Below are 26,126 nucleotides of genomic sequence, written 5' to 3' on the forward strand. Positions count from 1 at the left end.
AGGCCCTTTCGCGCTGTCGGGAACGAGACCCGTTCTCACTCCCGGGCTCCGTCCGTGCCGAGGCGACGGCCGCGCCGGCCATAGGATCGGATCTCGTGTCGCTCTCGCTCTGGTTCGCGCTGCTCGGTGCGGGCGTCGTCATCTCGCTGACGCCGGGAGCGGGTGCCGTCAACACCATGGCGAACTCGATCGCATCGGGATGGCGCCGCGCGATCTGGGGCATCCTGGGCCAGCAGGCGGCCCTGCTGGTGCACATCGCGATCGTCGCCGCGGGCCTTGGCGCCCTCGTGGCCGCCTCCCCCGTGCTGTTCGAGATCATCCGCTACGCGGGCGCCGGGTACCTCGTCTTCCTCGGCGTGCGGCAGTTCCTGGCACGGCCCACGGTGGTCGAGGACGACGGGGTGGTGGCCGTGCCTCGGCGCGAGGGCGCCTGGTCCATGTTCCGGCGCGGCCTGCTCGTGAACCTCACCAACCCCAAGGCGATCGTGTTCTTCGTCGCGTTCGTGCCGCAGTTCATCCGCCCCGGCCAGCCCCTGCCGCTGCAGTACGCCGTGCTCGCCGCGACCGTGGTGGCGATCGACATCGTCGTGATGTGGGGCTTCTTCGCCGTGGCCGCCCGTGGACTCGCACGCCTCACCGCGACTTCGTCCGGCCAGCGGCTGCTGAATCGCATCTTCGGCTCGCTGTTCGTGCTGGTCGGCGTTCTGCTCGCGGTCGTGCACTGACGCTGCGAGCGACGACCCCCTGTCAGAGAGCCGCGAGCAGCGGCTGCAGCGCCACGAACGCGCGAGCCCGGTGCGAGACCGCGTTCTTCTCCTCGGCGGTGAGCTGCGCGACCGTGCGCTCGGGCCCATCCGGCGCGCGGCCATCCTGCTCCGCGGGGATGAAGATCGGGTCGTAGCCGAAGCCGCCCGCGCCGCGCGCGGCGGTGGCGAGGCGTCCCGGCCAGATGCCCTCGACGGTGTGCTCCGCGCCGGCGGGCGTGACGAGCGCGATGGTCGAGTTGTAGTGCGCGCCGCGATGCGGATCCCGGATGTCGGAGAGCTGATCGAGCAGCAGCGCGAGGTTCGCGTGGTCGTCCTTCGCGTGGCCGGCCCAGTACGCCGAGAAGACGCCCGGCGATCCGCCCAGCACGTCGACGCAGATGCCCGAGTCGTCGGCCAGCGCCGGCAAGCCGGTGTGTGCGGCAGCCGTCCGTGCCTTGATCAGCGCGTTCTCGGCGAACGTCGTGCCGTCCTCGATCGGCTCGGGCCCGTCATAGGACACGACCTCCAGGTCGGGGCGCACGCGCGCGACGATGCCCTGGAACTCGGCGACCTTGTGGGCATTGTGCGTGGCCAGCACGATGTGCACGGTCAGGCCCCCGCGGGCTCGTCGAGCGCGGCGAGCTGGTGCACGCGCAGGTCGGCGGCGCCCGCGACGGCCAGCTCGAGCAGCGCGTCGAGCTCGGCCTTGTCGAACGGCGCGCCCTCGGCGGTGCCCTGCACCTCGACGAACAGGCCGCGCCCCGTGACGACGACGTTCATGTCGGTCTCGGCGCGCACATCCTCGACGTAGGCGAGATCGAGCATGGGCTCGCCGTCGATGATGCCGACCGACACGGCGGATACGGAGTCTCGCAGCACCTGAGCCTTCTGCGCGATGAACTTCTTCTCGCGCCCCCACTCGATCGCGTCGGCGAGCGCCACGTACGCACCCGTGATGGCGGCCGTGCGCGTGCCCCCGTCGGCCTGCAGCACGTCGCAGTCGATCACGATCGTGTTCTCACCCAGCGCCTTGGTGTCGACCACGGCGCGCAGGGCCCGTCCGATCAGGCGCGAGATCTCGTGCGTGCGGCCGCCGACACGTCCCTTGACGCTCTCGCGATCGTTGCGCGAGTTCGTGGCGCGAGGCAGCATCGCGTACTCGGCCGTGACCCAGCCCTTGCCCTTGCCGGTCAGCCAGCGCGGCACGCCGTTGGTGAACGACGCCGTGCACAGCACCTTGGTTCCGCCGAAGCTGATCAGCGCCGATCCCTCGGCCTGGCTGCTCCAGCCGCGCTCGATCGTGATGGGTCGCAGCTGGGCGGGGGTGCGCCCGTCGGCACGCGTCGTGGTCATGGGTCCTCTTCCGTCGATCGGATGTGTCGAGTGTCGATGGATGTGTCGGGCGTCGATGGATGTGCCGTCGCGTCAGAGCGCGCTCAGGTCGATGGCGCCGGTGCGCACCAGGCGCACGTCGCGCACCTCGCGGCCGAGCAGGCGGTTGGCGAGCGCGATGAAGTCGGCCGTCGCCGCCCCGGTCGCCTCGTACTCGTGACGCGGCGATGCGTCGGGACCGGCGAGCAGGTCGCGGCTCACCAGCTGACGGTAGACGTCCTTCGCGGTCTCGGAGTCGCTCGAGACGAGCGAGACATCCGGCCCCATGACGTAGCTGATCGCGCCCTTCAGGAAGGGGTAATGCGTGCAGCCGAGCACCAGCGTGTCCACGCCCGCCTCGCGCAGCGGCGCCAGGTACTCCTCTGCGGCGGCGAGAACCTGCGGCGAGTCCGTGTCGCCGGCCTCGACGAACTCCACGAAGCGCGGGCACGCGGCGGTGAAGACCTCGATGCCGGGGTTCACCTCCAGCATGTCCTGGTAGGCACCCGAGCCGATCGTGCCCACCGTGCCGATCACGCCGATCCGGCCGTTGCGGGTCGTCGACATCGCGGTGCGGACGGCGGGACCGATCACCTCGACGACCGGCACGGAATAGCGCTCGCGTGCGTCGCGGAGCATGGCGGCGGACGCGGTGTTGCAGGCGATCACCAGCATCTTCACGCCCTGGTCGACCAACGTGTCGAGCACCTCGAGCGCGTAGCGGCGCACGTCGGCGATGGGCTTGGGACCGTACGGCGAGTGCGCGGTGTCGCCGATGTAGAGCAGCGACTCACGCGGCAGCTGGTCACCGATCGCCCGCGCGACCGTGAGCCCGCCGACCCCCGAGTCGAAGATGCCGATCGGCGCGTCGTTCATGATGTCCCAGCGTACCCGCCGAGCCGTCGGGCCCGGAGGTGTCGCGCGTGGCAGCCCGCCGATCACGGCCCCACTAGTCTTGCTCCCATGCGCGCCTCGACGGCTCTGATGACCGACCGCTACGAGCTCACGATGCTGGATGCCGCTCTGCGCGACGGCACGGCGCACCGCCACTGCGTGTTCGAGCTGTTCGCCCGCCGCCTCTCGGGCGGCCGGCGATTCGGTGTCGTGGGCGGCACGGGCCGGCTGCTCGAGCTGCTGCGCGACTTCCGCTTCGCCGACGACGAACTGCGGTTCCTGCGCGACGAGAGCGTCGTCAGCGCCGAGGCCGTCGCCTATCTCGAGAACTACCGGTTCGGCGGCTCCATCACGGGCTACCGCGAGGGCGAGCTCTACTTCCCGGGTTCTCCGATCCTCACGGTGGAGGGCAGCTTCGCGGACGCGGTGATCCTCGAGACCCTCGCCCTCAGCGTGCTGAACCACGACTCGGCCGTGGCGACCGCGGCGTCGCGCATGAGCATCGCCGCAGGCGATCGCCCGCTGGCCGAGATGGGATCGCGCCGCGCGGGCGAGTCCTCGGCCGTGTCCGCGGCGCGCGCGGCCTACATCGCCGGCTTCGACGCGACCAGCAACCTCGAAGCGGGCCGACGCTGGGGCATCCCGACCATGGGCACCGCCGCGCACTCGTGGACCCTGCTGCACGACAGCGAGGCCGACGCCTTCCGCGCCCAGGTCGATGCGCTCGGCACCGACACGACGCTGCTGATCGACACCTACGACATCGAGCAGGGCGTCAAGACGGCGATCGACGTCGCCGGTACATCCCTCGGCGGCGTGCGCATCGACTCGGGCGACCTGCCCACCGTGGCGGCCACCGTGCGCGCGCAGCTCGATTCGCTCGGAGCGACGAACACCCGGATCACCGTCACGAGCGATCTCGACGAATTCGCGATCGCCGCGCTGGCGGCATCCCCGGTGGACGCCTACGGCGTGGGCACGTCGGTCGTCACCGGATCGGGGTACCCGACCGCGAGCATGGTCTACAAGCTCGTCGCACGCCAGGACGACGCGGGCGGATGGGTCGCGGTGGCCAAGAGCGCCGAGGGCAAGGGCTCCCAGGGCGGGCGCAAGACCGCGTTCCGCAGCCTCGAGAACGGCGTCGCCACGCAGGAGCTGGTCGTCGTCTCAGACGGGTTCGAGTCGCTCGCCGACCCCTCGCAGCACCCGGACGCGCGACCGCTGCAGGTGCCGCTCGTCATCGGGGGCGAGCCGGTTGCGGATTATGAGGGAACCCGAGGCGTCGCTGCCGCGCGCGAGCACCACCTCCGCGTGCGCGAGGAGCTGCCGCTCCGGGCGCTTGCTCTCAGCCGCTCGGACCCGGCGATCCCGACCGTCTACCGCGACGCCGCCGACGCGTGAGCCCGGGTCACGAGTTCAGCGACTCGTAGATCTCCTTGCAGGTGGGGCACACCGGGAATTTCTCGGGATCACGGCCCGGCGTCCACTTCTTGCCGCACAGCGCGCGCACGGGCTTGCCGGTGAGCGCCGACTCGAGGATCTTCTCCTTCTTGACGTAGTGCGAGAAGCGCTCGTGGTCGCCCGGTTCGATGTTCTCCTCTTCGAGGAGCTTCTCGAGCTCGCGGTCGAGCAGCGCGGTGCCGCCGTCTCCAGGGGTGTCGAGGGGGGTGCTCATGCGCCCGAGTCTAGCCGCGCACGAGGGGGACGGCAGGGGCGCACGGGAGACGGAAGGCGGGTCAGGTCGTGCTCGCGAAGGCCATGGTCCGGTCTTGGCGACGCTCGAAGAGCCACGACCCGATCGCCACGCACGCCAGCAGCACGCCGATCCCGATGCCGAGCCCCGTCCACATCGTCGTCACGGCGTGCTCGACCCCTTCGGTCACGGTCGACCATCCCAGCCAGAGGGCCGGCGCGCTGAGGGCGATCGCGCCGATCATCACCACCGCCTGGGCGGCGACGCCGGTCGAGTCGGATCGCTGGGGCTGCTGGAACGGGCTGTCGCCGGGGCGCGACACCGCGTAGGGGGCGAGCACCGACGCGATGCTCGACAGGCCCAGGCCTGTGAGGAACAGGCACGCGGCCACACCCGCGATCGCCGGCAGCACGGCCCAGCGGCCGTACACGGCGGTCGCGATCGGGATCGCAATGGCCAGCACAGGCACGGCGATCACGGTCACGGGCACGAGGCGCCCGACCCGGTCCGCCAGTCCGCGCACCCCGCTCGCGATGTGCATCCACACGGCGCTCGAGTCGTATGCCACGTCGTTGTGCGGCAGCCATCCGAAGAACAGCGCCATGATGGGCACCGGCACGAGCGCCACGACGGGCGCCGGCACGCCCGCGATGAGCAGCGGCACGGCGGGCAGGAGGCCGGCGATCGGGATGATGGCGATGTTGACGAGGTATCGACTGTCGCGCAGCCAGTACACGAGCCCCCGCGCCGCGATCGCTCCCCCGGGCGTGCCCGGCACGAGTGCGAACCAGCCGAGGCCGCCTCGGCCCCGCGCCTCGGCGGGGTTGTCGATCGTCGTCAGCGCGCGCTCCACGACGCGACGCCACCCGAACGCGGCGAGCGCCAGCGTGCCGACCGCGACGAGCGCTGCGAACCATGCGGCGCGTCCGTCGTCCAGAGCCAGGGCGCCTGGGAAGGCGGCGGCGGCTCCGAGAGGCGTGACAGCGAGCACCTCGGCCGCCGTGGCGAGCGCGCTCGGCACGCGTCCGCGCCACTCGAGCGACGACAGGAAGACGATGACCGGCACCAGCACCACGAGGATGCCGAGCACGAACAGCCCCGAGAGCTCGCGCGTGCGGCGCGTGCGCAGCACGGCCGAGCCGAACGCCATGCTCAGGCGCGCGAGCAGCACGCACGTGGCCGCATGCAGGACGGCGGCGAGCACGCTCACGATCGCGGGCACGCCGTGCGCGGCCCACACGATCGCTGCGGAGATGTCGAAGGCGAGCACGGCGATCGCCGGCACGCTGATGAAGCCCGCCCCGGCGAGAATCCACGCGAGGGGGCTGGGCTGCATCCCGAGCACGCCGAAGCGCCGGGGATCCAGGGGGTCGACCGCCCCCGCGACCACGGGTCCCGCGGCGAACGTCAAGGTGACGGCCGACCCGGCCAAGACCAGGAGCGCGAACGCGACGGGTGCCGGCGTCTCGACCAGCGTGAGCGTGCCCGCGCAGGCCAGTGCCGCGATCGCACCCAGAACCAGCAGCCCCGCCGCGCGCGAGATCGCGTGCGACGCGGTGCCCCGCAGCGCACCGACCAGCAGATCGAACCTCAGTCGGAGAATGTATGCAGCCACTCGAGGCCCTCCATGCTGCTGACCTCGCCCGACAGCTCGACGAAGCGCTGCTCGAGCGTGAGCTCGCCGCGCACCTCCTCGACGGTGCCCTCGGCGAGCACCTGGCCGGCGACGATCACGGCCACTCGCGTGCACACGCGCTCGATCAGGTCCATGCCATGGCTCGACAGCAGCACCGTGCCCCCGTGTGCGACATACGCGCTGAGGATGTCGAGGATGTTCGCCGACGACACCGGATCGACCGCTTCGAACGGCTCGTCGAGCACGAGCAGGCGCGGCGAGTGGATCATGGCCCCCGCGAGCATGACCTTCTTCGTCATGCCGGCGGAGTAGTCGGACACGACGCGGCCGAGCGCCTCGGTCAGGTCGAACGCCCGGGCGAGGTCGGCCGTGCGCTGTGCCACGACGTCGGGTTTCAGCCCCCGCAGCACGCCGAAGTAGTAGAGCAGCTGTCGCCCCGTGAGACGGTCGAAGGTGCGCAGCCGGTCGGGCAGCACGCCCATCAGCGCCTTCGCCGCGCGCGGATCGGCGGCCAGGTCGACGCCAGCGACCGTGATCTCGCCCCGGTCGGGCCGCAGGAGCCCGGCGATCATCGACATCGTGGTGGTCTTGCCGGCGCCATTGGGGCCCACGAGTCCGTAGAACGATCCGGCGGGCACGGTCAGGTCGATGCCCGCCACCGCGGTCGTGCCGCCGTACGCGCGGGAGACGCCGTGCAGCACCAGCGCGGGAACCGGGTCGGGCCGCGGGCTCACGGGGGCCGCCGGCGCGGCGGCGACCTCCGGCTCCTCCCCGGACACGGCGTCTGGGGCGACGGCGCCTGGAGAGACAGCGCCTGGAGAGACAGCATCTGAGGACGCAGGCGCCTCCTCGACGCCGACCTCGGCTGCGGACGCTGCCGCTGACGCGGGTTCCGCTGCCGGGACGTCCTCGACCGCGGCCGCCTCGACCGGCGCCTCCTCGACAGGCGCCTCCTCGACCGGGGCCGCCGTGACGGGGGCGTCCTCGATGACCGCCTCTTCTCGCCGGGCCGGTTCGGCTTCCACCGGCACCGGGCCGACCGTGGACGCGTCGGCGGCCGACGCGTCCACGCGAGACCCACCGGCCGGGGCGGGCTGCGGCACGGCCGTCCTGCCGGAGGCGTTGCGCGCGGCCGAGGTCTTGGTTCCGCTGCGGGGCCTCGCCCCCGATGTCACGGAGCCCTTCGCCTCCGACTTGCCCTTCGCCGCCGATTTGCGCGGCACGGCGGGCTTGCGCGGCGCGGCGGGCTTGCGGGCGGGACCCTCCTTCGCCGCCTCGTCCGAGGCGATCGACTCCTTGGGCGCGGGGTTCTTCGGAGCAGGGCGCTTGGTGGCCGGGCGCTTGCTCTTCGGCCGCTCGGCGGGACGCTTCTTCTGAGACGCTCCTTCGGGCGCGGCGACGGTCCCCTCCCGCGAAGTCGGCGGGGCGGCGTCATCCAGTGGCGAGGAGGTCACCGCTTCACCGTAGCAACCGGTTCCGACGCTGCAGGCGGCCGCGCCCGGGATGTGCCCGATCCGTGACGCACGACAAGAATCGCCGGTCAGACGGCATCTCTGCCCGTTCCCAGGCATCCATCGCTAGCATGGGGAGGCACATCGGGGTGACCGATCGGTGAACCGATCGCGAACACAGCACTTCAGGGAGCGCAACACATGTCTTTCCGCATCGTCATCCTTGCCGCGGGCATGGGCTCGCGGCTGGGTCGCGCGCTGCCCAAGCCTCTGACCGAGCTCAACGACGGCCGGTCGATCATGCAGCAGCAGCGTGACAACATCCACGCGGCCTTCGGTCCGGATGCCCGCATCACCACCGTCGTGGGCTACCGTGCCGAGACGATCATCGACGCGTTCCCCGACGCCACCTACGTGCACAACGAGCGGTACGACCAGACCAACACGTCGAAGAGCCTCCTGCGCGCGCTCCAGGCCACGGGCAAGAAGGGCGTGCTCTGGATGAACGGCGACGTGGTCTTCGACCCGCGCGTGCTGGGCCGAGCCATCTCGCTCATCGAGGCGGACCGCTCGTTCGTGACCGTGAACACCGCCAAGGTCAGCGACGAAGAGGTCAAGTACACGATCGACGCCGAGGGACACATCGCCGAGCTGTCGAAGACAGTCGTGGGCGGCATCGGCGAGGCTGTCGGCATCAACTACATCTCGCGCGCCGACAAGCCGGCGTTCATGCGTCACCTCGCACGCGTCGATGACCAGGACTACTTCGAGCGAGGCCTCGAGCTGGCCATCCAGCACGATGGCGTGAAGCTGCGGCCCATGGACATCTCCGACCTGTATGCGGTCGAGGTCGACACGGCCGACGACCTCGTCCACGCCAACGAATACGTCTGACGCGGGCCCTCGGCCTCCTTTCACACCGACGCCCTAGGATCGCCGCGTGTCAGCCAAGGTCCACAAGATCCATTCGCTGCCCGCCGACGCCCCCTGGAAGGGCGGCCTCCCGCCCGCGGGACACGAGGAGCACCCTTTTCTGGTGCGCGTGCTCGACCGCGTCATCCGGGTGCAGCGCCCTGCCGTGGTCGCGCACATCCGCTCCATTCGGCTGCGACACCCTGAGGCGACCGCGGATGAGATCGTCCGCATCCTGGAGAGACGGTATCTGGCGGCCGTGACGACCGGCGGTGCCGCCGTCGGCGCGACGGCCGTCGTGCCGGGCGTCGGCACGGCCGTGACCCTGGGCCTGGCCGGCGCGGAGACCGTGGGCTTCCTCGAGGCGACGGCGCTGTTCGCCCAGTCGCTCGCAGAGGTGCACGGCATCGCGATCGAATCGCCCGACCGGGCGCGTGCTCTCGTGCTGACGCTGATGCTGGGCGACGAGGGCGTGAACCTCGTGCGGCAGCTCGCCGGTCAGGCGGCGGGGGCGGGCACGCGCTCCGCCTACTGGGGAGAGCTCGTCACCAAGACGCTGCCCCGCGCCACGGTGGGTCCGCTGCTCGACCGCCTCAAGACATCGTTCATCCATCACTTCGCCCGGCGCGGCGGCGCGTCGGTGATCGGCAAGGCGATGCCGTTCGGCGTGGGGGCGGCGATCGGCGGCGCAGGAAACCACATCTTGGGCCGACGTGTCCTGGCCGCCTCGCGCAAGGCCTTCGGCGGCGCTCCGGCCGCACTGCCCGCCGAGCTCGAGCCGCTGCCGGGCGCCGAGCGGCTCGAGCACAGCGCGCTGCGCGGCGTGAAGAGGATCGGGTCGGTCGTGGGCAGAGGGATCCCCCGCCGCTCGTCCCCAGCGCGCAAGTCCCTCGATTCCTCCACAGATTCGCCGCCCGACCACTCCTGAAGGCTTCCGGGGTCCCCGCCCCCTCGTAGCTTCGCCCCATGCTGCGAGCCCTCCACCACACCGAACCGCCTGCCCCTCTCGCATACCGCGTTCCGTGGCATGTGGGTCGCGACGACGCCGCCCATCCCCTGCTCGTCAACGCGGGCGCCGAATCGGCGGAGTACGTGCGCGTGCACATCGCCGATGGCCCGCTCTTCGTCGAGGCCGAGCCGTGGGGTCACATGCGAGCCGGAGAATCCCGCGAGCTGTGCCTGTGTGCGTGCGATCTGGATGACACGACGATCACCGTCACGTGGTTCCGCCCGGGCGACGACCGGGAGTGGGCGTGGGCCTTCGTGGTCTGATCCGACCGCATCCCCAGCCGTGGGGCCGGCCGATCAGTACTCGAGGGCTCCGTTGCCGGCGAAGTAGCGGCGACGGGTCTGGGTGTCGCGGGTGCTGTGACCGTAGGGCCGACGAGTGGCGGGCATGTCCTCCGGCACCAGATCCTCGACGAGGTACGACAGGGGCACCTCCAGCGCGACCGCGATCTGCATGAGACTCAGCAGCGTGGGGTTGCCATGTCCCCGTTCGATTCGCTGCAGGTGGCGCACGTCGAGGTCCGCGCAGTCGGCGAGCGTGGGGCGGCTCAGGCACGCTTTGCGTCGCAGTTCGCCGATGCGCTCACCGACCTTGGCAGCGGCGGGAGAATGCGGATCGACCAGGCGCACCGGAGAGGTCGGTTCTGTCATGCCGTTCATCGTGCGTGATATGTCGTTATACCAGTTAGGGCACATCTGCCCACCCGCGCGTCATAGGCTCGATGAGTGACGATCCTCCTTACCGCACTGCTGCTCGCGAACGCCGTCTTCAACACACTTGTGTGGCCCGCGTTCTACCGACGCGTAGCCCAAGATCCCCGCGCCCGCGATGAGACCGGTCGGCGGACGCGCTTCCTCACGGTGCATGCCGTGCTGATCGGCATCGCGCTGCTGCTCGCGGTCGCATCGGCAGCCACAGGCATCGCCGCACTCACACGCGCCTGACCCGCCCCGACCCACCCATCGGGCATCCGAATCCAGGATGTCGGATGTACGAACTAGCGTTCGAAGCCAGATCGACTTCTTCGAACATCAGTTCTACTCTTGAGGGATGGGGATGGCACTTCACGAGACCGCCTCCCGCTGGGGGGCCAGGGCTTCCGAAGCCGGCGCACCGGAGACGCGGACGCCGGCGACTCACACGCTGGCAGAGGTGCAGCGCCTGCGTACGCAGATCACTCGCATGCAGCGCCGCAGCGCACAGGTCGACGCGATGCCCGTGCACCCCGCGCTCGCCCCTCTGTTCCCGGAGGGCGGGCTGCGCCCCGGAGCGGTCTACAGCCTCGACACGGCCACAAGCCTGCTGCTGGCCCTGCTGTCGGCCCCGTCGCGTGCGGGATCCTGGTGCGCGGCCATCGGGATGCCTGAGCTGGCCGCGGAGGCCGCCGAGAGCTACGGCGTCGATCTGGAGCGCTTCGCTCTCGTTCCCGAGCCCGGTGACCGCTGGCTCCCCGTCACCTCGGCGGTCGCCGAGGTGTTCCCCGTCGTCGCCGTGCGCCCTCCTCGGGCGGCACGCGACGGCGACACCGCCCGCATCGGAGCCAAGCTGCGCGACCGCGGCGGGGTGCTGCTCGTGCAGGGCGCGTGGCCTCAGGCCGAGGCGACGCTGCGCCTCCACGACCCCGCATGGAGCGGTCTCGGCCAGGGACACGGCCTGCTGGCCGCGCGCGAGGTGACCGTCTCGGCGATCGGCCGCCGTTTCCCTGTGCCTCGCTCGGTGCGGGTGCAGCTGCCCGGTCCCCTCGGCGCCCCGGCGGTCGCAACCGATACCGCCACGCAACGCCCCACCTGGCGCCCAGTGGGACGTCTCGATCGGCTCGGGGCGGTGGCGGGATGATCCTGCCTCCCGATCGGGTCTCTCCGAGCCATGTTCCCCCGACCAGAGTCATCGTCCTCTGGCTGCCCGACTGGCCGATCACCGCGTTGCTGCACAACGAGGCACGGGCCGCGCTGCGTGCGAGCGACGGCGATGCAGCGGACGGGTCGGCCGACGCTCCGGTGGCGATCATGCACGCGAATCGGGTCGTCGCCTGCTCGGCTTCCGCGCGCCGCGAAGGCGTGCGCCGCGGTCAGCGTCGGCGCGACGCCCAGGGCGCGTGCCCCCGGCTGCGGCTGGTACCGGCCGATCCGGGGCGCGACGAGCGCGCGTTCCATCCGATCCTGTCGCGCATCGAGCAGCTCACGCCGGGCGTGCAGCCCCTGCGGCCCGGCCTGTGCGCCGTGCGTGCCCGCGGTCCCGCGCGCTACTACGGCGGCGAGGAGCAGGCAGCGAACGCACTGCTCGACGAGCTGGCCGCCTGCGGCATTCCCGACGCGCGCGCCGGCGTGGCCGACGGGCTGTTCACCGCCGAGCAGGCAGCGCGGCTGATGGGTCCGGGGGCGGTCCGGGTCATCCCCCGCGAGGCGTCCGCGGCATTCCTGTCACCCCTGACGATCGCTGCCGTGAACGACGACGAGATCGTCGCCCTGCTCGCGCGTCTGGGCGTGCAGACCCTCGGCGACTTCGCCTCTCTCGACCTCGCGGCGGTGCGCGACCGGCTGGGTGAACACGGCGCCCGGCTGCACGCGCTGGCCGGCGGCGCCGACTCGCGCCCCGTGGTGCCGCGTGTCCCCCCACCCGAGCTGGCGCGTGAGATCGAGTTCGAGCCTCCCCTCGAGCTCGCCGATCAGGTGGCGTTCGCCGTGCGCACCACGGCCGACGACGTGATCGCCGGCCTCCACGAAGCCGGGCTGGTGTGCACCGAGGTGCGTATCACCCTGCTCGACGATCGCGGCGGACGCAGCGAGCGCGTATGGCTGCATCCCACCTGCTTCGATGCGCCCGCGCTCGTCGACCGGGTGCGCTGGCAGCTGCAGGCCACTCTCGAGAGCCCGGATGCGCCCTTCGGCGGTGAGAACGGCGGCGTGAGCCTCGTGCGCCTCGAGCCAGAAGCGGTCGACGACACCGCGCATCATCAGCCCGCGCTCGTCGGGCAGGGCCCCGACGAGCGCCTGCACCACGCGATGTCACGCGTGCAGGCCATGCTCGGTCACCGAGGCGTCGTCACCCCGCTGCTTGCGGGCGGCCGTTGGCTCAGCGAGCGTGAGCGACGCGTGCCCTGGGGCGACGCCGAGCGCCCCGCCCAGCCGCGCGACCTGCCGTGGCCCGGCAGTCTTCCGTCGCCGCTGCCCAGCGAAGTGTTCCGCGCACGCCGGTCCGCGGCCGTGCTGACAGCCGATGGTGCCCCCGTCGCGGTCGACGAGCGGGGTGGGATCACCGCGCCGCCTGCGGTGCTCGACGGTCGCCCGATCGAAGCCTGGGCAGGTCCCTGGCCGGTGATCGAGCGGCAGTGGGACGCCGAGCGCGCGCGCCGCGCCCACCGGTTCCAGATGGTCGACGCCGATCAGACCGCGTGGCTGCTCGTGCTGGAGGACGACCGCTGGTGGATCGAAGGACGGTACTCATGACCCTCCTCGACGACGAACGGCGGTGCGGCTGATGGGCTGGCAGAACCCGCCCGTCCCCTGGTCCGAGCTGGAGCGGGCCCTCAGCGGTCGTCGTCCCGACGCGCGTCCGGCGGGTGCCGAAGGCGGCGACAGCCCGGCGTGGAGCCGCAAGCGCGGGGCGTACGAGGCGCCGCCCATTCGGCGCCCCGAGAACCCCGTGCCCTACGCCGAGCTGCACGCGCACTCGTCGTTCTCCTTCCTCGACGGAGCATCGTCTCCCGAGGAACTCGTCGAGGAGGCCGAGCGCCTCGGGCTGCACGCCCTCGCGATCACGGATCACGACGGCTTCTACGGCCTGGTGCGCTTCGCCGAGGCAGCCGAGGAGACCGCGGTGAAGACCGTGTTCGGGGCTGAGCTGTCGCTCGGACTGCCCGCGCCGCAGAACGGCGTGCCCGACCCGGCCGGAGAGCATCTGCTGGCACTCGCACGCGGCGAGGAGGGGTACCGACGTCTCGCCGGGGCCCTCACCCATGGCCAGCTGCGGGGTGCGGAGAAGGGGCGTCCGTTCTATGACCTCGACGAGCTGGCGCAGCAGGCAGACGGGCAGTGGGTGATCCTCACGGGATGCCGCAAGGGAGCCGTGCGGCGCGCGCTGGCCGGCTCCCCGGCGCGCGCGCCCGTGGAGGCAGCCGCCGCCCTCGACCGCCTCGTCGACCTGTTCGGTCCGGATGCGGTGCAGGTCGAGCTCACCGACCACGGTGATCCGCTCGACTCGCGGCGCAACGACGTGCTCGCAGCCCTCGCCGCTGAGCGAGGCCTGCCGGTTCTCGCCACGAACAACGCGCACTACGCCTCACCCGACAAGGCCCGACTGGCGGCTGCAGTCGCGGCGGTGCGATCGACTCGGAGCATGGCCGAACTCGACGGCTGGCTGCCCTCGCACGCCTCCGCCCATCTGCGCAGCGGAGCAGAGATGGCCGCGCGCTTCGCGCGCTACCCCGGAGCCGTCGCGCGCACGGTCGAACTCGCCGACGAACTGGCGTTCCCTTTGCGGCGCATGCGTCCGGCGCTTCCCAAGCAGGAGGTGCCGGCCGGTCACACCCCGATGTCCTATCTGCGCAAGCTGGTCTGGGATGCGGCGCCGCGCCTCTACCCCGACCTGAGCGATGACGATCGCACACGCATCGAGAAGGAGCTCACGGTCATCGAGCAGAAGGATTTCCCGGGCTACTTCCTGATCGTGCACGACATCGTCGCCGAGGCCCGGCGCCGCGGCATCCTGTGTCAGGGCCGTGGTTCGGCCGCCAACAGCGCGGTCTGCTACCTGCTCGGCATCACGGCAGTCGACGCGATCGCGTACGACCTGCCGTTCGAGCGCTTCCTGTCGACCCTGCGCGACGAGGAGCCCGACATCGACGTCGACTTCGACTCCGACCGCCGCGAGGAGATCATCCAATGGGTCTACGAGCGCTACGGCCGCGAGAACGCGGCCCAGGTCGCCAACGTCATCCAGTACCGCCCGAAGAACGCGGTGCGCGACATGGCCCGCGCACTCGGCTTCTCGCCCGGGCAGCAGGATGCCTGGTCTCGGCAGGTCGAGGGATGGGGCGCGGGCCTCGAGACCGGCCCGGATCACGACATCCCGGATCAGGTGATCGAATACGCGTCGGAGCTGCTCAAGGCGCCGCGGCACCTGGGGATCCACTCGGGCGGCATGGTGCTCACCGAGCGTCCCGTCGGTGAGGTCGTGCCGATCGAGCATGCGCGCATGCCCGGCCGCACGGTCATCCAGTGGGACAAGGACGACGCCGCGTGGATGGGGCTGGTGAAGTTCGACCTGCTGGGGCTGGGCATGCTCGCCGCTCTGCAGCACTGCTTCGACCTCATCCGCGACTCGACGGGCGAGGAATGGGCGCTCGCCACCCTGCCGAAGGAAGAGGCGGCGGTCTACGACATGCTGTGCCGGGCCGACTCGATCGGAGTGTTCCAGGTCGAGTCACGCGCGCAGATGGGCCTGCTGCCGCGCCTGCAGCCGCGCCGGTTCTACGACCTCGTGATCCAGATCGCCCTCATCCGACCCGGTCCGATTCAGGGCGGCGCGGTGCATCCCTTCGTGCGGCGCAAGATGGGCGACGAACCCGTGACATACGACCATCCCAAGCTCGAGCCGGTGCTTGCCCGCACCCTGGGCATCCCGGTGTTCCAGGAGCAGCTGATGCAGATGGCGATGGCGGTCGGCGAGTGCTCGGGCGAGGATGCCGATCTGCTGCGCCGCGCGATGGGCTCGAAGCGCGGCAAGGAGAAGATCGACCGGCTGCGCGACAAGCTCTACGCAGGCATGGCCGAGAACGGCATCACGGGCGACCTCGCCGATGGCATCTACGCGCGTATCCAGGCATTCGCGAACTTCGGCTTCGCCGAGTCGCATTCGCTGTCGTTCGCGCTGCTGGTCTATGCGTCATCGTGGATCAAGCTGCACTACCCGGCCGCGTTCCTTGCAGGGCTGCTGCGCGCGCAGCCGATGGGCTTCTACTCCCCCGCCTCTCTCACCGCCGATGCGCGGCGCCACGGCGTCGAGGTGCGCCGGCCGGATCTCAACCGCTCGTCGGCGACCGAGACGCTCGAGCCGCTCGCCGACGGGGGCGGCAGCATGACCGGGCAGGATGACTGCCTGACCCGCGTGCATCCGGAGCCGGGTCCGTTCGACCGGGAGGCTCCCGACGAATCGGCCGCGCACCGCCGTGACGGGGCCTTCGCCGTGCGGCTGGGCTTGGCGGCGGTGACCGGCATCGGCACGGAGACGGCCGAGCGGATCGTCGCCGAGCGCGACCGCGGCGGCCCGTACCGCGACCTGCACGAGCTGGTTCGGCGCACCGGCATCACGCAGAAGCACCTCGAATCCCTCGCGACGGCGGGTGCGTTCGAGTGCCTCGGGCTGTCGCGTCGGGAGGCGATCTGGCTCGCCGGATCGGCCGCGCAGGACCGCCCAGAGTTCCTGCCGCACACGGTCAGCCCCGTCGGCGTGGACGGCGTGCAGCCTCCGCTGTTCGCCGATCCCACCAGCTACGAGCAGCTCGCCGCCGACCTGTGGGCCACCGGAGTCTCGACCACGGATCACCCGCTCGCCCATTTCCGGGAGGCGCTCGACCGCCGCGGCGTGCTGCCCTCCGAACGGCTGCGCTCACATGAGACCGGCCGTCGCGTCGAGGTCGCAGGTCTCGTCACCCACCGCCAGCGGCCCGCCACCGCGTCGGGTGTGACGTTCCTCAACCTCGAAGACGAGCACGGCCTGGTGAACGTGATCTGCTCGGTCGGTGTCTGGAACCGTTATCGCCGCGTCGTGCGCGACAGTCCCGCTCTCATCGCCCGCGGCATCCTGGAGCGCTCCCCCGAGGGCGTCACCAACATCGTCGCCGATGCCTTCGAAGATCTCCGCGTCGGCGTCAAGCACGCCGCCCGCGACTTCCACTGACGGCGGACAGGGTTCGGATAAGCAGCCCCAGCGGCCTTCGCTGCCACCCCTTCGCCAGGAGATCTCGGCTTCTCAGGGCCCGACCCCTGCCTCCGCTCCTGAAGAGCCGAGATCTCCTGACAACCCGCGCGCGAGGACCACACGCAGCGTCGCCGGTTCGGCGATCTGGGACACTGAACCTCGTGACCTCGCGCCTCATGCTGCTCGACACCGCCTCGCTCTACTTCCGGGCCTTCTACGGCGTGCCCGACACGGTGCGTTCGGCCGACGGCACATCCGTCAACGCCGTGCGCGGCCTGCTCGACATCATCGCGAAGCTCGTCACGACCTACCGCCCGACCCACCTGGTGGCGTGCTGGGATGACGACTGGCGCCCGCAGTGGCGCGTCGACCTCATCCCGACGTACAAGGCGCACCGCGTGGTCGAGACCGTCGCGTCGGCACCGGATGTCGAGGAGGTGCCGGATCCGCTTCAGGCGCAGATCCCGCTCATCCGCGAGGCCCTGGCCACGCTCGGCATCGCGACGGTCGGCGCCGCCGCGCACGAGGCCGACGACGTGATCGGCACGCTGGCGACGTCATCCGAGCATCCGGTCGACATCGTCACCGGCGACCGAGATCTGTTCCAACTGATCGACGACGCCCGACACGTGCGCGTGATCTACACCGCGCGCGGCATGAGCAACCTCGAGATCGTCACCGACGAGGTCGTGTTCGCCAAGTACGGCGTGCATGCGGCCCAGTACGCGGACTACGCCACCCTGCGCGGCGACGCATCGGACGGCCTCCCCGGCGTGAAGGGCGTGGGCGAGAAGACCGCGGCGGCGCTGCTCGCAACGCACGGCGATCTCGCGGCGATCCGAGCGGCGGCCGAGACCGGCGACGGCATGTCGGCGGGCGTGCGCACCAAACTCGCGGCCGCTGCCGATTACCTGGACGTCGCCCCGCGCGTGGTCCAGGTGGCGACCGGTCTCGACCTCGGCCCGATCGACGCCGCGCTGCCCCGGCTCGACGACGTGGCCGGCGAACGCGCACGCGAATTCGCCGGTCGCTGGAGCCTGGGCACGTCGATGGATCGCGTACTCGCCGCGCTCGCCTGAGCTCCGGGACGCACCGACACGCAGCCCAGCGGTGCCGGCTGGTTCAGCGCCGCACGCGCGCGACGGCCGCGAGCAGGCAGACCGCGAATCCCACTGTCAGGGCCACGATCGCGGCCTGCGGCACCGCCCATCCACCGGTCGCGTCGTGCAGCAGGCCGATCACCGGAGCGCTCGCCGCTCCCGCGACGTACGCCCCGCCCTGCACGACCGCCGACATCGTCGCCGTCTCGGTGGGGCTGCGCGAGACGTCGACCATCGCCGTGAAGATGACGACGAACCCACCCGCGTGCGCGATGCCGCCGAACACGACCCACAGCACGAAGAGCTGCGGCGCAAGCAGCATGCCGCCCGCGAACGCCAGCCAGCACGCCGCGATCAGCATCGCGGGAACCACCAGCGGCAGTCGCCGCGCGAGCGCGGGCACGATGAACGGGCCGATGATCGCGACGCCCTGGAACAGCGACGCCAGCGCGCCGGCCGCGGCGGCATCCGCGCCGGTGAGGTCTCCGAGTATCGCCGGGAGCCACGTCGACATCCCGTAGTACGCCGCGGTCTGGCACGCGAAGGTCGCCAGCAGCAGCCACACGATGGGCTGGCGGAGCACGCGCCGTGACTGCTCCGCCGGGATGACGGGCACGGTCGCGGTCGTGATCTCGAGCTCGACGGCGCTCGGACCCGCCGCACGCACCCCGGCAGCATGACGACGCCACAGATGCAGGCCCCATAGCGCGAGCCCCAGCACGGTCAGGGAGATCCACAGCAGCAGCGCCAGCGGCCATCCCGTGACCTCGGCGATCGCCGCCGTGGTCAGCGTCGTGACGAGCGACCCGGCGTTCAGCGCCGCCGTATACGCCGCCGTGACGGTCGAGACCGCATGCGGCGGCACGTCGCGTCCGATGATCACCGGCACCACGACGTTTCCGACCGTGATCCCCACACCGATCACCGCCATCCCGACCAGCATCCAGCCGTATCCCGGCAGAGCGCGGATCAGCGTGCCCGCCGCGACCGCGACGAGGCACGACAGCAATGCGAGCTCCAGCCCGGCACGCCGGATGACGAGCGCTGCGAGCGGGGTGAACGCCGCGAACATCAAGACGGGCAGGGTCGTCAGCAGCGAGACCGTGGCGGCATCCAGCGCGTGGTCGCGCGCGATGTCGCGCAGCACGGGCGTGACGGCCAGGATCGGCGCCCGCAGGCTGAGCGCCGCCACCAGCACGCCCGCGACGACGAGCCATGGAAAAGCGCGGCGCGCGGTCGTCACGCGCCCCACGCCCACGCCCGCAGCCGCCCGAGCGGCCATGTCGTCACGATGCGCTCGGGAGGCACGCCCGCGCGCTCGGCTCGCTCGGCGCCGTGGTCGAGCAGCGACAGCTGCCCCGGAGCGTGCGCGTCGGAGTCGATCGAGAACAGGCACCCGATCTCGAGCGCGAGGGCGAGCAGGTCGTCCGGCGGATCCTCCCGTTCGGGACGCGAGTTGATCTCGACCGCGACCGAGTGCTCCGCGCACGCCTCGAACACGGCCCTCGCGTCGAAGCTCGATGGCGGTCGCGTGCCGCGCGATCCTGACACCAGTCGGCCGGTGACATGCCCCAGCACCGTCACACGCGGGTTCGACACGGCCGCCACCAGGCGCCGCGTCATGGCGCCGGCCTCCATGCGGAGCTCCGAGTGCGCCGACGCGACCACGATGTCGAGCTCGTCCAGCAGCTCGGGCTCCTGATCGAGCGATCCGTCGCTCAGGATGTCCACCTCGATGCCGCTGAGCAGCGTGAAGTCCTCGCTCTGGAACCCGGCCACGACCTCGAGCTGGTCCCGGAGACGCTCGGGCGAGAGCCCGCGTGCCACCTTCAGCCGCGGCGAGTGGTCGGTGAGCGCCAGATACTCGTGCCCCATGCCACGGGCGGCCGCCACCATGGCGTCGATCGGCGTCGTCCCATCGGACCACTCGCTGTGCGAATGCAGGTCGCCGCGCAGAAGCGTCCGCAGCTCCGAGCCGCGGATGCCGCCCATCCGCTCGCGCAGGTCGTGCAGATATCGGGGCACGCCACCGGCCAGTGCCTCTGCGATCACCGCGAAGCTCGAGTCGCCGATGCCCTTCGTGCGCCGTACCTGCTCGGGGTCGCGACGCGCGTCCTCATCGAGGGCGGCCAGCGATGCCGCGGCCGTGCGAAACGCCTTGGCCTTGAACTTCGATGCCCGCTCGCGCTCGAGCAGGAAGGCGATCTCGTTCAGCGCCTCGATCGGATCCATCGCAACCGCCCTCCTTCTCGAAGCCCGCGCACGTCCGGCGCGTCCGATCCGTTCGGATCAGGATGACGGCAGCTGCGCGCTGAGCTCCTGCGACGCCGCCACCCACTGGTCGAGCTTGGCGCTCGCGCGGCCGTCGTCGATCGCCGCGGCGGCCTCGCCGAGCGCGTCGACGAGGCGCTCGACCATCCCTCGCTGCATCTGGGTCGGGTCCTGCGACAGCCGGTACGCCACGATGCCGGCGGCGGCGTTGAGCAGCACGATGTCACGCACCGGCCCCTGCTCACCCGCCAGGGTCCGGCGCAGAACGTCGGCGTTGTGGTCGGGCGTGCCGCCGAGCAGGTCCTCCAGCTGCGCAGTGGGCAGGCCGACGTCGCGCGGATGGATGTCGAATTCGTGCACGTCTCCGCGCGAGATCTCCCAGATGCGGCTGTAGCCGGTGGTGGTCAGCTCGTCCAACCCGTCCTCGCCACGGAAGACGAGCGCGGTGGCACCACGCGTGCGGAACACGCCTGTGATGAGCGGGACGATGTCGGGGTTCGCGACGCCCACAGCGTTGGCCTCCGCGCGCGCGGGGTTGACCAGCGGGCCCAGGAAGTTGAACACGGTGGGCACGCCCAGCTCAGCACGGGTGGGACCCGCGTGACGGAATCCCGGATGGAACGCCGCGGCCCAGGCGAAGGTGATACCCGCGCGGTCGAGCACCCGGGCCACCGCGTCCGCCGGCAGCCGCAGGTCGATGCCGAGCGCGCTCAGCACGTCCGACGATCCGGACTGCGAGCTGGCGGCCTTGTTGCCGTGCTTCACCACCGGCACGCCCGTCGCGGCGATGACGATCGACGCGGTCGAGGAGATGTTGACCGTGCCCACCCGATCGCCGCCGGTGCCCACGATGTCGAGGACGTTGGGGTCCACATCGAGGGGAACGGCGGCCTCGAGGATCGCGTCGCGGAACCCGATGATCTCCTCGACCGATTCGCCCTTGGCCCGCAGGGCCAGCAGGAACCCTCCGAGCTGCGCCGGCGTCGCCTGCCCCTGCATGACCTGCCGCATGGCCCACGTGGCCTCCGACACGCTGAGGTTCGTGCGTGAGAGAACAGTGGTCAGCACTTCGGGCCAGGTCGGTTGCGCCATACGCCGATCCTAGCTAGGGCGTATTGACGGCGTTCTCCTGCCTGCGTCACAGGCCCCTCTTAGGCGCACCTAACTTCGACGCGATGTCGAAGTTGCCAAAACCACGCCGCCGGATCGGCAATAATGGACGGGTGACGACCCCAGCGACGTATGCCCCGGCTCCCAGAACAGTCAAGCGACCCGACCCTGTCGCCGTCGGCACGATTGTCTGGCTCGGCAGCGAAGTCATGTTCTTCGCCGGCCTGTTCGCCATCTACTTCACGCTGCGCAGCACCTCGCCGGAGCTGTGGGCGAACCGCACGGAGCTCCTCAACGTGCCGTTCGCGCTGGTGAACACGATCATCCTGGTGCTCTCGAGCGTCACCTGCCAGATGGGCGTGTTCGCAGCCGAGGGCCTCAAGTTCAAGAGCCCGCTGCTGCAGAAGCTGGTCGGCTGGGGCGTCGTGCCCTGGTTCTGGGTGTCGTTCGCGCTCGGCGCGGTGTTCGTCTCGGGCCAGGTGTGGGAGTACGCCACCCTGGTGCACGAGGGCATGCCCATCAGCGCCGACTCGTACGCCTCGGCGTTCTACCTCACGACGGGCTTCCACGCCCTGCACGTGACGGGTGGCCTCGTCGCGTTCCTCCTGACCATCGGCCGCTTCTACGCGGTCAAGCGCCCCCGTCACAAGGAAGCCGTCACCGCCATCGTCGTGTCCTACTACTGGCACTTCGTCGATGTCGTGTGGATCGCGCTGTTCCTCGTCATCTACTTCCTCAAGTAAGAGCGGAGCTACATCACCCTTATGGCACGAGAGAAGAAGCGCCGCTCGAACGGCCGTCGCTCCCCCCTGGCTGCCGCTGCCCTCATCGGCATCGGCCTGCTCATCACCGGTGGCGTCTACGCCGGGGCGTCGGCGGCCGTCGCCGCGACCAGCGAGACCAGCGCCGCCACGACCACGCTGACCGCCGATGACGGCGAGAAGCTGTTCCAGGCCAACTGCGCCACCTGCCACGGCCTCGACCTGCAGGGCACCGACGCGGGCCCGTCGCTGTACGGCGTCGGCGCGCTGGCGGTCGAGTTCCAGGTCTCCACGGGACGCATGCCCATGCAGCGCCAGGATGTCCAGGCCCCGCAGAAGCCGGTGCAGTTCACCGAGGAGCAGATCCTCGCGATGGCGGAGTACGTGCAGTCCGTGGCCCCCGGCCCCGACTTCCCTGCGGACCACCTGCTCGACGGAGAGGGCGACGTCGCCCGCGGTGCGGAGCTGTTCCGCATCAACTGCGCCATGTGCCACAACGTCGCCGCCGCCGGCGGCGCCCTGACCGAGGGCAAGTACGCGCCGGACATCATGGACACGAGCGCTCAGCACATCTACGCGGCGATGGTCACGGGCCCGCAGAACATGCCGGTCTTCAACGACATGAACCTCACGCCCGAGGACAAGCGCGACATCATCTCAGCCCTGCTCTATCAGCAGAACACGCCTGCTCCCGGCGGCTTCACGATCGGTTCGCTCGGCCCCGTGTCGGAGGGTCTGTTCGTGTGGATCTTCGGCATCGGTGCGCTGATCGCGATCACCGTGTGGATCACCGCGAAGTCCAACTGATCTCGGCGAACTGAGCATGGCGAACGAAGAAGACGTGACAAGGAGCACCATGGCGCACGAGAGCGACACGCACGCGGTGGAGGCGTACAAGCCTTCCCCCGGGCTCGCCGTTTCGGTGTCCGACCCCGTGCAGAACCCCGGTCTGCCGCCGCACCGCGTGCGGATGACCGACAAGGACCCGAAGGCCGAGAAGGCCGCGAACCGCACGGTCTACACCCTGTTCTACCTGTCGGTCGCGGCCAGCATCTGGGCGGTCGCCGCCTACATGCTGTTCCCGATCGAGGACGGCTCGATGGTCTCGATCCGGAACAACAACCTGTGGGTCGGTCTGGGCATCGCGTTCGCGCTGCTCGCGATCGGCGTCGGCGCCATCCACTGGTCGAAGGCGCTGATGAACGACCGGGAGTACGTCGAGGAGCGCCACTCCACGCGCGGCAGCGAGGAGACCCGTCAGGCCACGATCGAAGCGTTCGCGATCGCGAACGAGGAGTCGGGCTTCGGCCGGCGCAAGATGATCCGCAACTCGCTGTTCGCAGCGGTGGCGGCCTCGATCATCCCCGGCATCACGCTCTTCCGCGGTCTCGCGCCGCATTCGACGCCCGAGGACCCCACGGCCGGCGACCCCGTCGCGCTGCTGAACCACACCATGTGGAAGGAGGGCGAGCGCCTCGCGCTCGATCCCGAGGGCACGCCCATCAAGGCCTCCGACGTCACGATCGGCTCGGCCTTCCACGTGATCCCCGAGTCGCTCGCGAGCGTCAGCCACCACGACGGCTACCTCGAGGAGAAGGCCAAGGCCATCGTCCTTCTCATGCGCCTGCTCCCCGAGCAGCTCAAGGAGGAGGAGGACCGCAAGGACTGGTCGTACAACGGCATCGTCGCGTACTCCAAGGTCTGCACGCATGTCGGCTGCCCGGTCGCGCTGTACGAGCAGCAGACGCACCACCTGCTGTGCCCCTGCCACCAGTCGCAGTTCGACGTCACCGAGCACGCCAAGGTCATCTTCGGCCCGGCCGCGCGCCCGCTGCCGCAGCTGCCGATCGCCGTCGACGATGAGGGCTACCTCGTCGCGCAGAGCGACTTCACCGAGCCCGTGGGCCCGAGCTTCTGGGAGCGTCACTGATGAGCACCACCACTGCCCCTGAGAAGACCGACGCCCCGCTCGGCGGCAAGTTCGTCGGCGCCGCGGCGAACTACATCGATGAGCGCACGAGCATGTCGGGCTTCATCAAGGCCCTCGGCCGCAAGGTCTTCCCCGACCACTGGTCGTTCATGCTCGGCGAGATCGCGCTGTGGTCGTTCGTCGTCGTGCTGCTGTCCGGCACCTTCCTGACGTTCTTCTTCCAGGCCTCCATGGTCGAGACGCACTACACCGGCGCGTACGAGCCCATGCGCGGCATCGCGATGTCGTCGGCGCTGGAGTCGACCCTGCGCATCTCGTTCGACCTGCGCGGCGGCCTGCTCGTGCGTCAGATCCACCACTGGGCGGCTCTGGTGTTCGTGGCCGGTATCGGCGTGCACATGCTCCGCGTGTTCTTCACCGGCGCGTTCCGCAAGCCGCGCGAGCTCAACTGGGTGATCGGCTTCGTGCTGTTCATCCTGGTCATGGGCGAGGGCTTCACCGGCTACTCGCTGCCGGACGACCTGCTCTCGGGCAACGGCCTGCGCATCATCGACGGCATGATCAAGGGCTTCCCGATCATCGGCACGTGGACCTCGTTCCTGCTGTTCGGCGGCGAGTTCCCGGGCGACGACATCGTCGGCCGCCTCTACACGCTGCACATCCTGATCCTGCCGCTGCTCGTGATCGCCCTTGTCGCGGTTCACCTGCTGCTCATGATCGTGAACAAGCACACGCAGTTCGCGGCTCCGGGCCGCACGAACGGCAACGTCGTCGGCTATCCGATGATGCCGGTCTACATGGCCAAGATGGGCGGCTTCTTCTTCATCGTCTTCGGTGCCATCGTGCTGATCGCCGCGCTCGTCCAGATCAACCCGATCTGGAACTACGGCCCCTACGACCCGTCCCCCGTCTCGGCCGGCACGCAGCCCGACTGGTACATCGGCTTCGCCGACGGCGCACTGCGTCTGGCCCCGTCGAACTGGGACATCCAGCTGGGCAACTTCACCCTGTCGATGGGCATCCTGGCCCCGGTTCTCGTGCTCGGCGTCTTCATCGTGCTCGTCGCCATCTACCCCTTCATCGAGGCGTGGATCACCGGCGACAAGCGTGAGCACCACATCGCGCAGCGTCCGCGGAACGCGGCCACCCGCACCGCGATCGGTGCGGCCGGCGTCGTGTTCTACGCCGTGCTGTGGGCCGCGGCCTCGTCCGACATCATCGCGACCCACTTCATGCTCACGATGGAGGGCGTGATCCGCTTCCTGCAGATCTCGCTGATCGTGCTGCCGATCATCGCGTACTTCTTCACGAAGCGCATCTGCATCGCGCTGCAGAAGAAGGACCGCGAGATCGCGCTCCACGGCTACGAGTCGGGCCGCATCGTCCGGATGCCCGGCGGCGAGTACCGCGAGGTGCACCGCCCGGTCGACGCGTACGAGCGCTGGAAGCTCATCGACGTCGAGAGCTACGCTCCCCTCGTGCTGCGTCCGAACAACCAGGGCAAGATCCCGTTCGGCGAGAAGCTCCGCGCCGGGTTCTCGCGCTGGTTCTTCGAGGACCGCTTGGCCCCGCTCACGCAGTCCGAGCTCGATGCGGCAGTGGAGCACCAGCACCACGCACTGCACGAGTACGGCCCGAGCCCGCGCGAGCTCGAGTCGGGTCACGACTCGCACTGAGCCCGTACGACGATGCCCCCGGTCTTCGGACCGGGGGCGTCGTCGTTTGCGGCTCGCGTGCGCCGTGTACAGGCCGGATGTGAAAGCTCTGCTTGCCCTCCTCGGCCCAGTGGCCGCACACGGCTCTGCGCGCGCCTGCGAGACATCCCAGGCGCCCCATCTCCCGCACAGGGCGGAAGTGACGGACGACGGGTCACGTGATGCCTGACGCGTGCTTCCGACGCACACGGCGCCAGGACCCTGCCCTGTGTAGCCGGAGCGCGGCGTGTGCCGCCGACCGACGGTGCCGAACAGCGCGTCCGCGGTCACGGCGACCCCATCAGCCTGAGCTGCGGCGCGGAGTCGGCGAACTCCGCTCCACGTCCGCATCGATCGCGAGGAGAAGGCATCGGTCGCGATCACGCCCGACAGGCCGCTCCAGCGAACGCAGCCGTCGCCATTGCTATCGCTCCGTCGGATGACACTTTCCACGCCCGGATGACGGCGCCTCCGCCCACGAGGGGCCGCAGCCGAGGGCCACGAAGCACGGGCGATTACTGGGCAGCGTACACACATGACAGAGCTATCGTGTCGTCGAGCAGTAGGAGAAAGTGCGCAGTTTGGACCGTGCCTTCACGCCCGCGCCCTCAGGCCCGCGCCCTCAGGCCC

At 70.5% G+C, this 26,126-nt stretch carries 24 protein-coding genes; 14 read left to right on the forward strand and 10 right to left on the reverse strand.

Annotated elements, in window-relative coordinates; genetic code table 11:
* The first annotated feature begins 95 nt into the window (after positions 1-95).
* Positions 96-725 (forward strand): LysE family transporter, encoded by a 630-nt coding sequence (locus ABTW64_RS09810; RefSeq protein ID WP_350621835.1) that lies wholly within the window; start codon positions 96-98, stop codon positions 723-725.
* A 22-nt stretch (positions 726-747) separates the two neighbouring features.
* Here ABTW64_RS09810 and rdgB read toward each other — a convergent pair whose 3' ends face one another.
* From rdgB to murI, 3 genes are all read right to left on the reverse strand, one after another.
* Positions 748-1,359, reverse strand: a complete 612-nt coding sequence (gene rdgB, locus ABTW64_RS09815) for an RdgB/HAM1 family non-canonical purine NTP pyrophosphatase (RefSeq protein ID WP_502892323.1) — start codon at positions 1,357-1,359, stop codon at positions 748-750.
* Positions 1,356-2,099: a ribonuclease PH gene (gene rph, locus ABTW64_RS09820; protein WP_350621841.1), complete on the reverse strand. Its 744-nt coding sequence runs from the start codon at positions 2,097-2,099 to the stop codon at positions 1,356-1,358. The genes rdgB and rph overlap by 4 nt, the downstream gene beginning before the upstream one ends.
* Positions 2,100-2,171: 72 nt before the next feature.
* Positions 2,172-2,993, reverse strand: a complete 822-nt coding sequence (gene murI, locus ABTW64_RS09825) for a glutamate racemase (RefSeq protein ID WP_350621844.1) — start codon at positions 2,991-2,993, stop codon at positions 2,172-2,174.
* 87 nt (positions 2,994-3,080) lie between these two features.
* Between murI and ABTW64_RS09830 the strand changes: the two genes are divergently transcribed.
* Complete coding sequence (locus ABTW64_RS09830) at positions 3,081-4,412, forward strand: nicotinate phosphoribosyltransferase (protein ID WP_350621847.1); 1,332 nt, start codon at positions 3,081-3,083, stop codon at positions 4,410-4,412.
* Positions 4,413-4,419: 7 nt separating this feature from the next.
* Here the strand turns inward: ABTW64_RS09830 and ABTW64_RS09835 are convergent, their stop codons facing one another.
* The 3 genes from ABTW64_RS09835 to ABTW64_RS09845 form a co-directional block, all read right to left on the reverse strand.
* Positions 4,420-4,686, reverse strand: coding sequence for a DUF3039 domain-containing protein (locus tag ABTW64_RS09835; RefSeq protein WP_055991854.1), 267 nt, complete (start codon positions 4,684-4,686; stop codon positions 4,420-4,422).
* Positions 4,687-4,747: 61 nt separating this feature from the next.
* Positions 4,748-6,319, reverse strand: coding sequence for a hypothetical protein (locus ABTW64_RS09840; RefSeq protein WP_350621851.1), 1,572 nt, complete (start codon positions 6,317-6,319; stop codon positions 4,748-4,750).
* Positions 6,295-7,794, reverse strand: a complete 1,500-nt coding sequence (locus tag ABTW64_RS09845) for an ATP-binding cassette domain-containing protein (protein WP_350621854.1) — start codon at positions 7,792-7,794, stop codon at positions 6,295-6,297. Before ABTW64_RS09845 ends, ABTW64_RS09840 begins: the two co-directional genes overlap by 25 nt.
* A 198-nt stretch (positions 7,795-7,992) precedes the next feature.
* Here ABTW64_RS09845 and ABTW64_RS09850 point away from each other — a divergent pair, with 198 nt between their 5' ends.
* Genes ABTW64_RS09850 through ABTW64_RS09860 form a run of 3 tightly spaced genes read left to right on the forward strand, consistent with a single transcriptional unit; the run spans position 7,993 to position 9,975 of the window.
* Entirely contained in the window at positions 7,993-8,685 is a 693-nt protein-coding gene (locus ABTW64_RS09850; RefSeq protein ID WP_350621856.1) for a phosphocholine cytidylyltransferase family protein, read from the forward strand.
* Positions 8,686-8,731: 46 nt separating this feature from the next.
* A complete protein-coding gene (locus ABTW64_RS09855) occupies positions 8,732-9,631 on the forward strand; it encodes a hypothetical protein (RefSeq protein WP_350621858.1) in 900 nt (299 codons plus the stop codon).
* Positions 9,632-9,669: 38 nt separating this feature from the next.
* Positions 9,670-9,975 (forward strand): hypothetical protein, encoded by a 306-nt coding sequence (locus ABTW64_RS09860; protein ID WP_350621860.1) that lies wholly within the window; start codon positions 9,670-9,672, stop codon positions 9,973-9,975.
* Between the two features lie 33 nt (positions 9,976-10,008).
* Here ABTW64_RS09860 and ABTW64_RS09865 read toward each other — a convergent pair whose 3' ends face one another.
* On the reverse strand, positions 10,009-10,362 hold the full coding sequence (locus ABTW64_RS09865) for a helix-turn-helix domain-containing protein (protein WP_350621862.1): 354 nt from the start codon (positions 10,360-10,362) through the stop codon (positions 10,009-10,011).
* Positions 10,363-10,437: 75 nt separating this feature from the next.
* On the opposite strand from ABTW64_RS09865, the gene ABTW64_RS09870 reads away from it, so the two are divergent.
* From ABTW64_RS09870 to ABTW64_RS09890, 5 genes are all read left to right on the forward strand, one after another.
* Complete coding sequence (locus tag ABTW64_RS09870; RefSeq protein WP_350621864.1) at positions 10,438-10,656, forward strand: SCO4848 family membrane protein; 219 nt, start codon at positions 10,438-10,440, stop codon at positions 10,654-10,656.
* Positions 10,657-10,864: 208 nt separating this feature from the next.
* Positions 10,865-11,548, forward strand: coding sequence for a DnaE2-dependent mutagenesis accessory factor ImuA' (gene imuA' / locus ABTW64_RS09875; protein ID WP_350621866.1), 684 nt, complete (start codon positions 10,865-10,867; stop codon positions 11,546-11,548).
* Positions 11,545-13,158 carry a DNA polymerase Y family protein gene (locus tag ABTW64_RS09880; protein WP_350621868.1) on the forward strand — a complete coding sequence of 538 codons (1,614 nt, stop codon included), beginning with the start codon at positions 11,545-11,547 and terminating at the stop codon, positions 13,156-13,158. Before imuA' ends, ABTW64_RS09880 begins: the two co-directional genes overlap by 4 nt.
* Before the next feature lie 31 nt (positions 13,159-13,189).
* Complete coding sequence (locus ABTW64_RS09885; protein WP_350621870.1) at positions 13,190-16,609, forward strand: error-prone DNA polymerase; 3,420 nt, start codon at positions 13,190-13,192, stop codon at positions 16,607-16,609.
* A 182-nt stretch (positions 16,610-16,791) separates the two neighbouring features.
* A complete protein-coding gene (locus ABTW64_RS09890) occupies positions 16,792-17,709 on the forward strand; it encodes a 5'-3' exonuclease (protein WP_350621872.1) in 918 nt (305 codons plus the stop codon).
* 43 nt (positions 17,710-17,752) lie between these two features.
* Here the strand turns inward: ABTW64_RS09890 and ABTW64_RS09895 are convergent, their stop codons facing one another.
* The 3 genes from ABTW64_RS09895 to trpD are packed head-to-tail and all read right to left on the reverse strand — an operon-like array spanning position 17,753 to position 21,093.
* Positions 17,753-19,012, reverse strand: a complete 1,260-nt coding sequence (locus tag ABTW64_RS09895) for an MFS transporter (protein WP_350621874.1) — start codon at positions 19,010-19,012, stop codon at positions 17,753-17,755.
* Positions 18,970-19,962, reverse strand: a complete 993-nt coding sequence (locus ABTW64_RS09900; protein ID WP_350621876.1) for a PHP domain-containing protein — start codon at positions 19,960-19,962, stop codon at positions 18,970-18,972. Before ABTW64_RS09900 ends, ABTW64_RS09895 begins: the two co-directional genes overlap by 43 nt.
* A gap of 57 nt (positions 19,963-20,019) precedes the next feature.
* Positions 20,020-21,093 carry an anthranilate phosphoribosyltransferase gene (gene trpD / locus ABTW64_RS09905; RefSeq protein ID WP_350621878.1) on the reverse strand — a complete coding sequence of 358 codons (1,074 nt, stop codon included), beginning with the start codon at positions 21,091-21,093 and terminating at the stop codon, positions 20,020-20,022.
* Between the two features lie 83 nt (positions 21,094-21,176).
* Here trpD and ctaE point away from each other — a divergent pair, with 83 nt between their 5' ends.
* Genes ctaE through qcrB form a run of 4 tightly spaced genes read left to right on the forward strand, consistent with a single transcriptional unit; the run spans position 21,177 to position 25,478 of the window.
* The gene (ctaE, locus tag ABTW64_RS09910; RefSeq protein ID WP_350621880.1) at positions 21,177-21,854 is read left to right on the forward strand and encodes an aa3-type cytochrome oxidase subunit III; all 678 of its coding nucleotides are present in this window, start codon (positions 21,177-21,179) and stop codon (positions 21,852-21,854) included.
* Positions 21,855-21,875: 21 nt separating this feature from the next.
* The gene (qcrC, locus tag ABTW64_RS09915) at positions 21,876-22,679 is read left to right on the forward strand and encodes a cytochrome bc1 complex diheme cytochrome c subunit (protein WP_350621882.1); all 804 of its coding nucleotides are present in this window, start codon (positions 21,876-21,878) and stop codon (positions 22,677-22,679) included.
* Positions 22,680-22,728: 49 nt separating this feature from the next.
* Complete coding sequence (gene qcrA, locus ABTW64_RS09920; protein ID WP_350621884.1) at positions 22,729-23,802, forward strand: cytochrome bc1 complex Rieske iron-sulfur subunit; 1,074 nt, start codon at positions 22,729-22,731, stop codon at positions 23,800-23,802.
* Positions 23,802-25,478, forward strand: coding sequence for a cytochrome bc1 complex cytochrome b subunit (gene qcrB / locus ABTW64_RS09925; RefSeq protein ID WP_350621886.1), 1,677 nt, complete (start codon positions 23,802-23,804; stop codon positions 25,476-25,478). The genes qcrA and qcrB overlap by 1 nt, the downstream gene beginning before the upstream one ends.
* The last annotated feature ends 648 nt before the right edge of the window (positions 25,479-26,126 follow it).

The sequence above is a fragment of the Microbacterium sp. NPDC096154 genome, assembly GCF_040302945.1.
Lineage (GTDB): Bacteria > Actinomycetota > Actinomycetes > Actinomycetales > Microbacteriaceae > Microbacterium.

What these genes read in the sequence shown, in the direction of transcription:
- rph (WP_350621841.1), bottom strand. Translation starts at nt 2,099, where the DNA reads ATGACCACGACGCGTGCCGACGGGCGCACCCCCGCCCAGCTGCGACCC.
- murI (WP_350621844.1), bottom strand. Translation starts at nt 2,993, where the DNA reads ATGAACGACGCGCCGATCGGCATCTTCGACTCGGGGGTCGGCGGGCTC.
- ABTW64_RS09830 (WP_350621847.1), top strand. Translation starts at nt 3,081, where the DNA reads ATGCGCGCCTCGACGGCTCTGATGACCGACCGCTACGAGCTCACGATG.
- ABTW64_RS09835 (WP_055991854.1), bottom strand. Translation starts at nt 4,686, where the DNA reads ATGAGCACCCCCCTCGACACCCCTGGAGACGGCGGCACCGCGCTGCTC.
- ABTW64_RS09850 (WP_350621856.1), top strand. Translation starts at nt 7,993, where the DNA reads ATGTCTTTCCGCATCGTCATCCTTGCCGCGGGCATGGGCTCGCGGCTG.
- ABTW64_RS09860 (WP_350621860.1), top strand. Translation starts at nt 9,670, where the DNA reads ATGCTGCGAGCCCTCCACCACACCGAACCGCCTGCCCCTCTCGCATAC.
- ABTW64_RS09865 (WP_350621862.1), bottom strand. Translation starts at nt 10,362, where the DNA reads ATGACAGAACCGACCTCTCCGGTGCGCCTGGTCGATCCGCATTCTCCC.
- ABTW64_RS09880 (WP_350621868.1), top strand. Translation starts at nt 11,545, where the DNA reads ATGATCCTGCCTCCCGATCGGGTCTCTCCGAGCCATGTTCCCCCGACC.
- ABTW64_RS09885 (WP_350621870.1), top strand. Translation starts at nt 13,190, where the DNA reads ATGGGCTGGCAGAACCCGCCCGTCCCCTGGTCCGAGCTGGAGCGGGCC.
- ABTW64_RS09895 (WP_350621874.1), bottom strand. Translation starts at nt 19,012, where the DNA reads ATGGCCGCTCGGGCGGCTGCGGGCGTGGGCGTGGGGCGCGTGACGACC.
- ABTW64_RS09900 (WP_350621876.1), bottom strand. Translation starts at nt 19,962, where the DNA reads ATGGATCCGATCGAGGCGCTGAACGAGATCGCCTTCCTGCTCGAGCGC.
- trpD (WP_350621878.1), bottom strand. Translation starts at nt 21,093, where the DNA reads ATGGCGCAACCGACCTGGCCCGAAGTGCTGACCACTGTTCTCTCACGC.
- ctaE (WP_350621880.1), top strand. Translation starts at nt 21,177, where the DNA reads ATGTCGAAGTTGCCAAAACCACGCCGCCGGATCGGCAATAATGGACGG.
- qcrC (WP_350621882.1), top strand. Translation starts at nt 21,876, where the DNA reads ATGGCACGAGAGAAGAAGCGCCGCTCGAACGGCCGTCGCTCCCCCCTG.
- qcrA (WP_350621884.1), top strand. Translation starts at nt 22,729, where the DNA reads ATGGCGCACGAGAGCGACACGCACGCGGTGGAGGCGTACAAGCCTTCC.
- qcrB (WP_350621886.1), top strand. Translation starts at nt 23,802, where the DNA reads ATGAGCACCACCACTGCCCCTGAGAAGACCGACGCCCCGCTCGGCGGC.